Source organism: Zhongshania sp., assembly GCF_047636175.1.
Lineage (GTDB): Bacteria > Pseudomonadota > Gammaproteobacteria > Pseudomonadales > Spongiibacteraceae > Spongiibacter.
Map to the genome: position 1 here is coordinate 134,114 of NZ_JBLIKC010000003.1, position 11,384 is coordinate 145,497.

Annotated in this window: 11 protein-coding genes; 5 read left to right on the forward strand and 6 right to left on the reverse strand. The window is 50.8% G+C overall.

Features of this window, described 5'->3' with window-relative positions; translation table 11 throughout:
- Nucleotides 1-20 precede the first annotated feature (20 nt).
- Both ACI955_RS02705 and argA read right to left on the reverse strand, forming a co-directional pair.
- The gene (locus ACI955_RS02705; protein WP_415242191.1) at nucleotides 21-758 is read right to left on the reverse strand and encodes a 16S rRNA (uracil(1498)-N(3))-methyltransferase; all 738 of its coding nucleotides are present in this window, start codon (nucleotides 756-758) and stop codon (nucleotides 21-23) included.
- A gap of 16 nt (nucleotides 759-774) precedes the next feature.
- Nucleotides 775-2,085 carry an amino-acid N-acetyltransferase gene (gene argA / locus ACI955_RS02710; protein WP_415242192.1) on the reverse strand — a complete coding sequence of 437 codons (1,311 nt, stop codon included), beginning with the start codon at nucleotides 2,083-2,085 and terminating at the stop codon, nucleotides 775-777.
- A gap of 108 nt (nucleotides 2,086-2,193) precedes the next feature.
- Between argA and ACI955_RS02715 the strand changes: the two genes are divergently transcribed.
- Nucleotides 2,194-3,075 (forward strand): hypothetical protein, encoded by an 882-nt coding sequence (locus ACI955_RS02715; protein WP_415242193.1) that lies wholly within the window; start codon nucleotides 2,194-2,196, stop codon nucleotides 3,073-3,075.
- A gap of 104 nt (nucleotides 3,076-3,179) precedes the next feature.
- The gene (locus ACI955_RS02720; protein ID WP_415242194.1) at nucleotides 3,180-3,836 is read left to right on the forward strand and encodes a 2OG-Fe(II) oxygenase; all 657 of its coding nucleotides are present in this window, start codon (nucleotides 3,180-3,182) and stop codon (nucleotides 3,834-3,836) included.
- Between the two features lie 33 nt (nucleotides 3,837-3,869).
- Here the strand turns inward: ACI955_RS02720 and ACI955_RS02725 are convergent, their stop codons facing one another.
- On the reverse strand, nucleotides 3,870-4,487 hold the full coding sequence (locus tag ACI955_RS02725) for a class I SAM-dependent methyltransferase (RefSeq protein ID WP_415242195.1): 618 nt from the start codon (nucleotides 4,485-4,487) through the stop codon (nucleotides 3,870-3,872).
- A 198-nt stretch (nucleotides 4,488-4,685) separates the two neighbouring features.
- On the opposite strand from ACI955_RS02725, the gene ACI955_RS02730 reads away from it, so the two are divergent.
- Nucleotides 4,686-5,345, forward strand: coding sequence for a glutathione S-transferase family protein (locus ACI955_RS02730; protein WP_415242196.1), 660 nt, complete (start codon nucleotides 4,686-4,688; stop codon nucleotides 5,343-5,345).
- Nucleotides 5,346-5,393: 48 nt separating this feature from the next.
- Here ACI955_RS02730 and ACI955_RS02735 read toward each other — a convergent pair whose 3' ends face one another.
- Nucleotides 5,394-7,286, reverse strand: a complete 1,893-nt coding sequence (locus ACI955_RS02735) for an ATP-binding cassette domain-containing protein (protein ID WP_415242197.1) — start codon at nucleotides 7,284-7,286, stop codon at nucleotides 5,394-5,396.
- A 33-nt stretch (nucleotides 7,287-7,319) separates the two neighbouring features.
- Here ACI955_RS02735 and ACI955_RS02740 point away from each other — a divergent pair, with 33 nt between their 5' ends.
- Nucleotides 7,320-7,826, forward strand: a complete 507-nt coding sequence (locus ACI955_RS02740; protein WP_415242198.1) for a TIGR02444 family protein — start codon at nucleotides 7,320-7,322, stop codon at nucleotides 7,824-7,826.
- Here the strand turns inward: ACI955_RS02740 and ACI955_RS02745 are convergent.
- A complete protein-coding gene (locus ACI955_RS02745) occupies nucleotides 7,823-8,596 on the reverse strand; it encodes a hypothetical protein (protein WP_415242199.1) in 774 nt (257 codons plus the stop codon). The genes ACI955_RS02740 and ACI955_RS02745 overlap by 4 nt on opposite strands.
- Nucleotides 8,597-8,794: 198 nt before the next feature.
- Between ACI955_RS02745 and ACI955_RS02750 the strand changes: the two genes are divergently transcribed.
- Entirely contained in the window at nucleotides 8,795-9,502 is a 708-nt protein-coding gene (locus tag ACI955_RS02750; RefSeq protein ID WP_415242200.1) for an FKBP-type peptidyl-prolyl cis-trans isomerase, read from the forward strand.
- A gap of 227 nt (nucleotides 9,503-9,729) precedes the next feature.
- Here ACI955_RS02750 and ACI955_RS02755 read toward each other — a convergent pair whose 3' ends face one another.
- Nucleotides 9,730-11,148, reverse strand: coding sequence for an SDR family NAD(P)-dependent oxidoreductase (locus ACI955_RS02755; protein WP_415242201.1), 1,419 nt, complete (start codon nucleotides 11,146-11,148; stop codon nucleotides 9,730-9,732).
- Between the last annotated feature and the right edge of the window lie 236 nt (nucleotides 11,149-11,384).

The window sequence follows — 11,384 nt, forward strand, 5'->3', positions numbered from 1 at the left end:
TTAATAATAAGGCGCGTGGATTAATGCCACGCCATATCTCCCCAGCGATGTTGAACAATACTAATGGCGGCGACCGGTGCGGTCTCTGTGCGCAACACTCTTGGCCCTAACTGCAGGGCGAAAAAACCGTGCTTAATGCTATAAGCGATTTCGTCATCACTGAGGCCACCCTCTGGGCCGACCAGCAAGGTAATGTGATTTACCGGGCCATCGACGGCAATCTCCTCATTTAAGCTGGGACATAAAACCAATTTAACTTGGCTGTTTACGGTGGCATACCAGTCTTGCAAGCGGCAGGGGTTTTGGATGTCGACTAAATCGTTGCGGCCACTTTGTTCGCAGGCGCTGACCATAATTTGCTGCCAGTGCCGCTGTTTTTTATCTTGTCGTTCACCACTTAGTTTCACGTCGCAACGCTCGGTAAATAGCGGTGTAATTTTGCTAACGCCAAGCTCCGTGGCTTTCTGAATAACCCAGTCAAAGCGATCGCCTTTAGATATGCCGACGGCAAGCTCAATTTTGAGGTGCGAGGGTGGTGATGACGCAAGTAGGTCTTCGCCAAGTTGGCAGCTAACTAATTTCTTGCCCGCTTCAGTAATGATTGCCGGATAGGCTGAGCCGTCGCCATTAAACAGAATGAGTTCACGGCCGGCGCGCATCCGCAGTACTTGAGAAACATAGTGGGCTGCGCGTTCGTCTAGGCTTAGCGCACGGCCTGTTGCCAAGTCTTGTTCTACATAAATTCGTGGTACACGCATAATACTAGTGTCAGGCCTAAATTAAGGTCTTAATAAATGCTTTGGACTTGCGCTGGAAGTTATAAAGCTGTTTTTTAGTCGGCGGTAGGTCGTCAATCTGACATTCCACATAGCCCTGCTCTTGAAACCAATGTGCGGTTTGTGTGGTGAGTACAAAGACCGAATCTAGACCTTTCTTGCGAGCTTCTTTTTCCAGTAATTCCAATAGCCGTTCGGCACGATCGGCACCTCGGTAGTCAGGGTGGGTGGCCACGCAGGCAATTTCACCACTACCGTGTTCTGGATAGGGGTACAGCGCTGCGCAGGCGATAACCATGCCGTCGCGGACCAGAATTTTAAAATATTCAATTTCATTTTCTAATAGTTCCCGCGAACGTTTTAGTAAGACGCCCTTGGTTTCTAGTGGTTCAATAATAGCAAGCAGGCCGCCAACATCATCGATGCGGGCCGTCATAAGCTGTTCGTAATGCTCTTGAGTGATAAGCGTACCGGCGCCATCGCGGCTAAACAGCTCTTGCAGAAGCGCGCCGTCGTGTTGGAAAGAAATCATGTGGCAACGATTAATACCAAGATCACCGGCGTCAACAACGGCTTGCACAATGCTATCGCTGCGCAGCGTTACCTGCCGCTCTATTTCGCGATCAACATCGCGGTATTCGCACTGCCTAATTAAATGCTGCTCGCTATCGAGCAAGCCGGCGTCGGCGGTAAATAAAATGAGTTTGTCGGCTTTTAATGCCGCTGCAGTGTGCACGGCAACATCTTCAGCGGTGAGATTAAAAATTTCACCGGTGGGGGAGTAACCCAGTGGCGATAGCATGACAATGTGCTGATTATTCAGTTGTTGCTGCACTGCTTGGGCGTCAATTTTTCTGACGATACCGGTGTGATGTAAGTCGACACCGTCCACGATGCCAATGGGCATGGCGGTGACGTAATTACCAGAACACACCCGAATTGCCGCGCCATGCATTGGCGAATTTGCGACTCCCATCGATAATAGGGCTTCTATATGAGCACGCAGCGAACCCGCGGCATCGGTGACACAGCGTAATTCGATATCGTCGGTAATACGCAAATCATTGTGATAACGGCTTTCGATACCGGCGTCGCGAACCCGGTCTTCTATCTGCGGACGTGCACCGTGAACCAGTACAAGTTTTACGCCGAGGCTGTTGAGAAGCGCAATATCATGCACAATGTTGGCAAAATTAGGGTGCGCAACAGCTTCGCCGCCAAACATAATGACAAATGTTTTGCCGCGGTGAGCGTTAATATACGGTGCCGAGTTGCGAAACCATTTTACGTAATCGGTATGTTCTGACATGGCGGCGGTGTGTGTTATGAGTTTAAGTCCTCATTTTGTGTGTAATGTCATAGGCTTACAAGCCATTTTTACGCGCTTTCGAATGTGCAAGGAGCTGCAGGCCTAAATATGGACGATACCACGATGAGTGACCTAGAGTCCCAATGGCAGGCGACCTTGCAGGCGGCGATAAGTCGACATTTTGAAGCTGCACGCGCGCGCGTAGACTGTGTGCATAGTCGTCACTTCAGGCCCTTGTCTGCGGTGAGTAGCAGGCACTGGCGTAATAAGGCCGATATACCCGCGGATTTATTGAATATTCCGCGGGCGCTGTGGCGGCTGTTGCGGCGTGTGGGCGCGGGCGATAAGCCGGTATTTCGAAAGTTGACCGGCAAGGAGCAGGCGGTTGCCGATGTTTTATCGACACAGCTATTGGATTTAGCGGCGCTACAGGTACTTTTACTTGAGCACTTGCGCACCCATCCTGACTATCATTATGGCGATGCGGCGCGTTTACAGGCAGTGCTTGCGCCCTACGACGGTGAACTCGCAGCCCAGCGTCTGCAGGCCGCCGTGGCGCAAATGGGCTTGAATCATGATAGCAGTCGCGATTTATTACTGTTTTTAGGCGTTGGCCTACTTGGGCGCGGCGTGAGTGATAAAATTGCCTTTGGCAGCGCGTCAATGATTGGTGTTTCAGCTGCCAGCACGCTCTATCTCAGTCAGCAAAGCGCGTGGGTTACTCTGTGGGCGGGCTGGTTTGGCGTGCCTACTTGGGTGGCAGTAAGCGGCGGTCTTACCGGTTTTACAGCGATGGTGATGGCGACGCCGGTACTTGCCCCGTTGATTGAAGTGGTACTAAATCGCGCTCAAGGTCGCCGCCGTCTGCATGCTTTAATTGATCAAGTAGAGCGCGAGTTGCGACCGTCTATTTCCAACCAAGTTTGGCAGTACGGTAGCTACGTACAGTTTATCCCGGATTTAGTGGTGGCTTTGCGGCATTTGCGTTGAATCAGCCATTTTGTTGCCAGCAGCGATGCCTTTGCGAATAGGGAATTAATTAGTGACAGGGAACTGCTTAAGAGTAGATATGACGTTTTTTCGGGGACTTTGCCGTGGACGCTGAATCATTGTCATCTGAGCTAAATACGGAGCTGGTCTTTGATCGTATTGCCGACGCACTCAGTGAAACCGGCTATGCGGTGCTGCCGGCGGCTCTGCCTGCCACTATGGGTGATGCTTTATTGGCTCGTGCTGCGAGTTTTGACCACTCAGTATTTCGCGCTGCGGGGGTGGGTCGCGCTGATAAGTTTCAGCTCAACGCTCTTGTTCGCAATGATGAAATTTGCTGGCTCACGCCCGATAACGAGGTAGAGGCCGCTTATTTAGCGTGGATGGAAGCATTGCGGATGGGTTTGAATCGGCGTCTGTTTATGGGCTTATTCGATTACGAGGGCCATTTTGCCCGCTATGCGCCTGGCGCCTTTTATAAAAAGCATGTCGACGCGTTTAAGGGGCGAACCAACCGAGTGTTATCGACGGTGTTTTATTTAAATCCAAATTGGGAGGTCGCAGACGGCGGGCATCTGCTGATGTACGACCACAGGGATAATGCCATTGCCACAATATCGCCGTTGATGGGTACTTTAGTGGTGTTTTTAAGCGACCGCTTTCCCCACGAAGTTAGTCAGGCTAGCCGCTTGAGATATAGCATTGCAGGTTGGTTCCGCGTAAATGCCAGCTTGGGGTCGCATATCGATCCGCCGCAATAGCAGCGGTTTATCGATATGTTATGCGCACTGGACTTAAAGCCGGCGCAGAATACCCAATGTGTTGACCCGTGCTATCGGTTCAAACAGGCCAGAAGCTAGCGCCATTTTATAAATGGCGTAGGGGGCTTGGCCGCCTTCTTCTGGGGCGGGGAATAAATCGTGAATGGCCAGCACGCCGCCAGTGATAATTTTACCTGCCCAGCAACGGTAGTCGCACAGTGCGGCATCAAGGCTGTGACCACCGTCGATAAAGACCATCGCCAGCGGGGTATGCCAGTGGCGTGCGCTAACTTCAGAGGTGGCAACAATGGGGACAACGCAATCGTCTAACCCTGCGCGGCGGATATTGCGGCGAAACTCCTTAAAGGTGTCGAACTGCCCTTCGCCAGCGTCATAGAGTTCGGGATCGTGAAACATTTCACCCAGTTGGTGTTCTTCTGAGCCAATGTGGTGGTCTACGGCGTAGACCACACTGTTTTTTTGTTGGCAGGCTAGGCCCAAATAGATGGTTGATTTTCCACAATAGCTGCCCACTTCTAGGACCGCGCCGCGCTCAGCAACCGACAGTGCCTGCTCGTAGAGTGCCCGAGCTTCATTGTCTGCTAAAAAGCCTTTAACATCGTTTATATGAGGGGGAAGCGCAATTTCCATAACTTTCTCGTGCGGTAAAATCAGAGCGCGAACAGTAGCCAAATTAGTTCTTCGCGGCAACTTACGAAATTGTCAGCTTTGCCAGATGGCGTATTTTACCATTGAAAATAGTTGATTGATGTTGGCGCTGGTGCCAGCAATTCAATGCTGGGTATACTGCTAGACACATCACTATAACAGTAAAGAGGAAGGTCAATTATGCTCAAAGTATACGGCTTTGCAGTTAGTAATTATTTCAATATGGTTAAGCACGCACTGCTATACAAGGGTGTGGAGTTTGAGGAAGTGCTGACCTTTCCCGGCATGGATCCCGCGTATAATGATAAAAGTCCGATGGGTAAGGTGCCGTGTATTGAGACCGAACACGGCTGCTTGGCCGAGACTAGCGTCATTTTGAATTATATTGAAGCGGCTTATCCTGCCAGGCCATTGCTGCCCGCAGATCAATGGCAACGAGCAAAAGTTAGTGAGTTAATGAAAATGGCGGAGTTATATTTTGAGCTTCCCGGCCGCCGCTTGTTTCCCGAAGTTCTGGCTGGTCAAACCGTGAGCGCAGATATTAAGGCCGAAGTGCATGAAACCATTAGTAAAGGCTGCCAGGCGCTGGCGATCTTAGGAAAACCAGCTCCCTATCTATTTGGTGAGACCATGACGATGGCTGATGTGGTACTTCGCTATTGCATGCTCACCTGTAAATTGGCCACAGGGGCAGTTTATCAGTGGGATGTATTGGCAGAAGTGCCCGGTCTGCGTGCATGGGATGACTTGATGGCGTCGGCGGATATTTCGAAACAACTTGATAAAGCCATGCAGGAAGGTATGGGGGCATTTTTAGAAGCTGTTAGGGCTAAAGCTTAAGCGGTCGCTTATCTGGCGGCAGTCATTTGCCGCCATGAAGACGCCTTGTTATGACTCGGCTTCCAGCGCGTCTAGTTCTTCCTGAATAGTGAGCCACTGTTCTTCGGTGGCGTCATTTTGTTCGCGTAATGTGGCCTGTTCGTTAAGCAATTTTTTCAGTTTTTCTTTATTGCTATCGTCGTATAGATCGGGGTCGGCGAGCTGCTCCTCAATACGAGTTAATTGCTCGGCAAGCTTTTTCATGGCCTGTTCAAGTTTTTTCAGTTTTGACGTCAGCGGCGCTAGCTGCGCGCGGCGGGCTGCGGCTTGTTGGCGAGCTTGCTTTTTGTCGACCAGAGGTGCACTGCTACTTGATACCGTTTCATCTCCGCTTGGCACATTTTTGTCGCGGTTTAGCAGCCAGTGTCGATAGTCTTCAAGGCTGCCATCAAAGGGCTGTGCTTGACCGCTATCGACCAGTAGAAACTCATCGACGGTATTTCGCAGCAAGTGGCGATCATGGCTGACCAAAATCATCGCGCCTTCAAAATTTTGCAGGGCGCTGGTCAACGCGTGGCACATTTCAAGGTCTAGGTGGTTGGTCGGTTCGTCGAGCAGTAATACATTCGGGCGCTGCCATACGATAATAGCCAAGGCGAGACGAGCTTTTTCGCCGCCTGAAAAATTCTCGCAGCTTTGCTCGGCGTGCTTACCATGAAAATTAAAACCGCCAATGAAATTGCGGATTTCCTGCTCGCGGGCATCTGGTCGCAGTCTTTGTAATTGCGTTATTGGGCTGGCGCTTAAATCTAAAGACTCCAGCTGATGCTGATGGAAATAACCCATGTGCAAATGTTCGCCCTGCTGGCGCTCACCGCTTAGGGGTTGCAGGGTGCCTGCGAGGGTCTTCATCAACGTCGATTTGCCCGCGCCATTTGCGCCCAGCAGTCCAAGCCGAGTGCCAGGGTGAATGCTGATATTGAGTTTGTTGAGAATGGGGCTGTTATAACCCAGTGTGGCTCTAGATAAAGACAGCAGCGGGTCTGAAAACTGCTTGGGTTCATAAAAGCGAAAATTAAATGGTGAGTCAATATGCGCGGGGGCGATGTCGGCCATCCGCTCCAGTGCCTTTAATCGGCTTTGCGCTTGCTTGGCCTTGGTGGCCTTGGCGCGGAAACGTCGTACAAAGTCTTCCATGTGAGCGCGAACCACTTGCTGGCGTTCAAATGCTTGCTGCTGTTGGGCAAGGCGCTCGCCACGTTGCTTTTCAAATGCCGTATAGTTACCGCGATATCGCATTAGGGATTGGCGGTCTAAATGTACGACGTGGTCGCAGCAGGCATCGATAAAGTCGCGGTCGTGAGAAATTAAAAATAAGGTGCCTTCGTAGCGACTTAACCACTGCTCCAGCCAAAGGCTGGCATCGAGGTCGAGGTGATTTGTCGGCTCATCTAATAGCATTAGGTCTGAGGGGCACATGAGCGCTTGCGCTAAATTTAGACGAATTCGCCAGCCGCCAGAGAAGTCGTTGACGGAGCGCTCTAATTCTTCAAGTTTAAAGCCTAGGCCGGTGAGCAATCGCTCGGCATCGCTGTGTATTTGATAGGCATTAATGAGGTCTAATTCGCCGTGTAATTCGGCGAGACGATGATCGTCCTGACAGCTTGCTATTTGCGCTTCAATGTCGCGAAAGCGATGATGGCCGTCAATAACGTAGTCGATAGCGCGGCGATCACTGGCATCGACCTCTTGCCGCATCTGGGCTATCTGCCACTGAGTGGGGAAGCTGAGGTCGCCGCTATCTTGTACTAGCTTGCCGCACATAAGCTGGAATAAGCTAGATTTTCCGGTGCCGTTGGCGCCGACAAGGGCGATATGTTCGCCGGGATTTACGCGCAGGTCTGCTGATTCGAGCAATGCTTTGCCGCCGCGTTGTAAACTGAGGTTCTGGAATTCAATCATGATGGGGCGCGATTATAGCGTGAGTACCGAGTAATGAATGAAAAATATAGTGCCGGCGGGAGACCACCTAAGACGCTAAGTAAAATGTGGGAGTTTGCCCTAGCGGCGTATTCGGAGCCCATAGTACAACGGCATTGCCTGTTTTTGCAGGACCATTACCAAATGGATGTAAATATGTTGTTAGCGGCAGGGTTCTGCGGTCAGCAAAAGGTGCCTTGGACAACGTCTATATGTCACGAGCTGATTACTTTGGTAGCCCCTATTCGCGAGACTTACGTCATTCCCCTGAGGGCATTACGCCGCCAGGCTGAGGGAAGTGGAGGTCTCTATGAGGCGCTTAAAACGGCAGAGCTTGAAGCTGAGCGCGCGGAGGTGGCATTGTTGGCGAGCCGGATCGCAGGACTAACAGCTGCGAGTGATGTTGGCGACAGCTACTTGGAAAACCTATTGGCCTACGCTGGGGTGCACGCGGATGTAAGTCAGGGCCAGCTCCTTTCTGCATGCCGAGACTTAGCCCTTAAGTTTGCCGACATTCACTAAAAGTCATCGAATAGACTGGCCAGTCGATCACTGGGTTTGTCGGGGTGGCTGGGAATGTCGCTCATGCGCCGCACTCGTCGCCGGGGGGCTTTATACTCTTTCTCGACTGCTTTTGGTGGTGACGCAGTTATCGCACTTGGCGTTGTTTTAACGGCGGTGGGAGCCGGCGGCTTGTCTTTGGCGGCAGTTGTCGCGCTGTTTGCACTTGGTGTGTCATCATCCTGTGGCGCTTGCGCTGCCGATTCCTTTGGGCTTGGCTGGGGTGAGGCGGAACGTGGCTTTTTTGTTTTTGCCGCGGCGGCCTTCGGTATGGTTTTTTTAGCGGCGGGGGTAGTGGCTGCCTGTTTAGCCGCAGGCCGGTTTTTTTCTGGTTTTGATAGCGCGGTTTCCGCATCGATAATCGCTTTTAGAACCGCCTTTTCTTTGCGGCTTTCTAGTTTTTTCTCGAATATCCTGCTGCGCAGCTGGGCTAATTCGGCCTGATGATTATCAAAATGCGCTTGGTGAGTGTCGATACTAGCTTGGGTGCGAGCCTGGATACTGGGTTTGGCGTCTTTTTGCTCTTTCAAGCGCAGTTTTGCCTGAGCGAGCTGGTCGCGAGTTTTATCGATTCTCGATTCTTGAGAAACTTCTTCTTTTTCAAGGAGTAACAGCTCTTGATCAAGCACCGCAATTTGTTTTTCCCTAAGTGAGTGCAGCTCCGATTGCAGGTTTTGCAGCTCAGCAAGTGGGGTTTTGGCGGTTTTGCTTTTGTTTTTATTACCAAACATGAGATTCAACCCCTACGAATGTTCAAAAAACCATCAATCTTCATTATACAAACTTGCCGCCGAGAATCTATCTCCCCAATCAATAATGGATTTATATCCTGTGGCACTGTGTCTCTAGGAACGCTTGTGGCAGACTGTGGTCTGAGTGTGCATGTCGAATTCGCGGCAGTATTTTTTTTCAATAAATAAGGTAGTTACATGAATAAGACACTGGTTTGTGCGGTGGTAATGAGTGGCCTGCTAACAGCTTGCGGCGGAGATACTGCGGCTAAAGCAGATCTTGATACCGAAATTTCTAAGGTTAGCTACGGTATTGGCGCAAATGTCGGCGCTCGGTTTGGTGATGATCTTCCTTTAGATGTTGCTGCGTTTAGCGCGGGTGTGCGCGATGCTCTCGCCGGTGGTGAGTTGCAGATGAGTGAAGAAAATATCATGAGCACGCTGCAAGCTTATCAGCAGAAGCAGTTGGCGGTTCGCCAGGAAGAGTCGCAACAAGCGGGCGCAGTGAACCAAAAAGCAGCCGACGCGTTTTTTGCTAAAAATAGTACTGAGGAAGGCGTGAAAACCACTGAAACTGGCTTGCAGTATCAGGTGTTGGTGAAGGGTGATGGAGCAATACCTACTGCGGACGACACCGTAGAAGTCCATTATCACGGTACATTGTTAGATGGTAATGTCTTCGATAGCTCTTATCAGCGCGGCGAAACGGTGAGTTTCCCCGTTGGTGGTGTTATCGCTGGTTGGACCGAAGCCCTGCAAATGATGCCGGTAGGCTCCAAGTGGAAATTGTTCATCCCACCCGCCTTAGCTTATGGCCCAGGTGGTGCGGGCGAAATGATCGGCTCCAACTCCGCGTTAATCTTTGATGTTGAGTTAATCAGTATTGCGGGTGACGGCGAGAAGTAAGTTCGCCACTGAGTGAAGTATAAAAAAGGCCCCATCGGGGCCTTTTTTATATCTAGTAGAGAAGTGGTGCAGCACATCCCTGTTGCACCATAGCCATCCTTAGCTCACGTTATTTTAAATTTTTCCACGCTGCTGTGAAGTAGCGATTAGCTACTGTGCGTGTAAGACATTGCTCATGGCGTGTGAGACGAAGTGCATCGGCGGTTTCCCCACGCGAGACGCGGCCGCTATATAGACTCACTGGCGACCCTAACCTCAAACGGAGATAAGGTTTGCTGCGTCCAGCGTTCAAGCTGCTGCCTCTCGCTGGCGCTAGCTTTGGTGTTAGGCAATACGTCGTAGGTATGGGGGTGGCGATCAAACCATAGCTGAGGTTCTTGGTAGTCTTTAAGCTCAGGCGCTGTAGCCAGCCAAATCATTGTGTCGGCGCCCATGCGACCGTCGCGCATAAAGTTTTTTAACTTCCTGTCGAAGGCGGGCAAGGATTTAGCGACACCGGGTGTGGCGGCCCAGCCGGGATGCATGGTGTAGTAATTAGTTTTGGCAGTGCTTTCTTGGCTCATATATACCAAGGCGCGTTTGGCGCGCGCATAGGCTTTGCTGCCATCGTAAGCTTCCTTCAGAAATTGCATATCATCTAATTTAAGGCCTTGAAAATACAAGCCGCCAGATACCACATTGATAATGCGGCTGGCGTCGTTGAGGTGACCCTGAAGTAGTTTGCTTAGCAGCACTGGGGCGAGAAAGTTTAACGCTAGGGCGCGTTCAAAGCCCTCCTCAGTGTCTTCTCTTGATGAAAACAATGCACCGGCATTGTTTATTAGTACATCAATACGCGGCTGAGTTTCTACTATTTTATGAGCGCCAGCGGCTGTCGCCTGCAGTGAGCTTAGATCAGCTTCAATAACGCGCAGCGCATGTGGATCGCAGCCACTAAAATCTTCAATTTGCTTGGCGGCCTTCTGGAGTTTTGAAGTGTCTCTGCCGATTAAAATTAGGGTGGCGCCTAAGCGTGCAAGCTCGCAGGCTGCGTCTAAGCCTATGCCGGCAGTAGGCCCGGTAATGGCAACGACTTTGCCATCCATTCTATTACTGTGTGATTTACGGGGCATCGAAAGATAGCCGCGTTTACCAAAGGAAAAGGTTGCGGGCACGATGAGTTTGTCGCAGAGATCATTTTTAAGCCGACGTTCTGCAGGAGCACTGGGGTTAGTAAGCGCCTGCTCTAAACCGGTTACCGCTTTTTTACCAAGGCGGTTTAGCAGCGGTTTGAACATCCACGTGAATGGCGGCTGTAGCCATTTTAAGTCGAGCTCGGCTCGATAGTCTATACAGGTTTTGGCATCGTCTATTGCGCTAAAGCTAAGAGTATCAAAGGCCGCGAAGCTGTCGCCTTCGCCTCGTAAAATCAGCTGATTGGGCTCATCGATCGCTACTTGGGTGTAACGCATTGCCGACAGTTTGTTGGCTGGTAATTTAAGTATAACTTCATATTCAGTGCCGATCTTAGGGTTACCCGGGGTCAACTTGCTCGAACGATATACACCTGGATCCCACTGCTCGATGGTCGAAAAGTCTTTTAGGTAGGAAAAACACTCTGCGATGGGGCGGTTAATAATAATTTTCTCGTGGAGAGTGTACTTCATCGGGATAGTCTCGCTGATCAGTTTAGAGTCAAAATGGAAGCTATGTTTATTCGTTGTTGCACTATTGCCACCGTATTATCTGCTACGTACGAACTGATAGTGCTTCCAGATCAGTGGGGTTTGGCTGCTAAGTACCCTGCTCTACCCCGAGAACGCGGCCTCTAGATTTCACTGAGAATACTAAACTGCACGGCTTAAGCTAGATGCCGACGTCTAATAACTACGCCGGTGTGGAT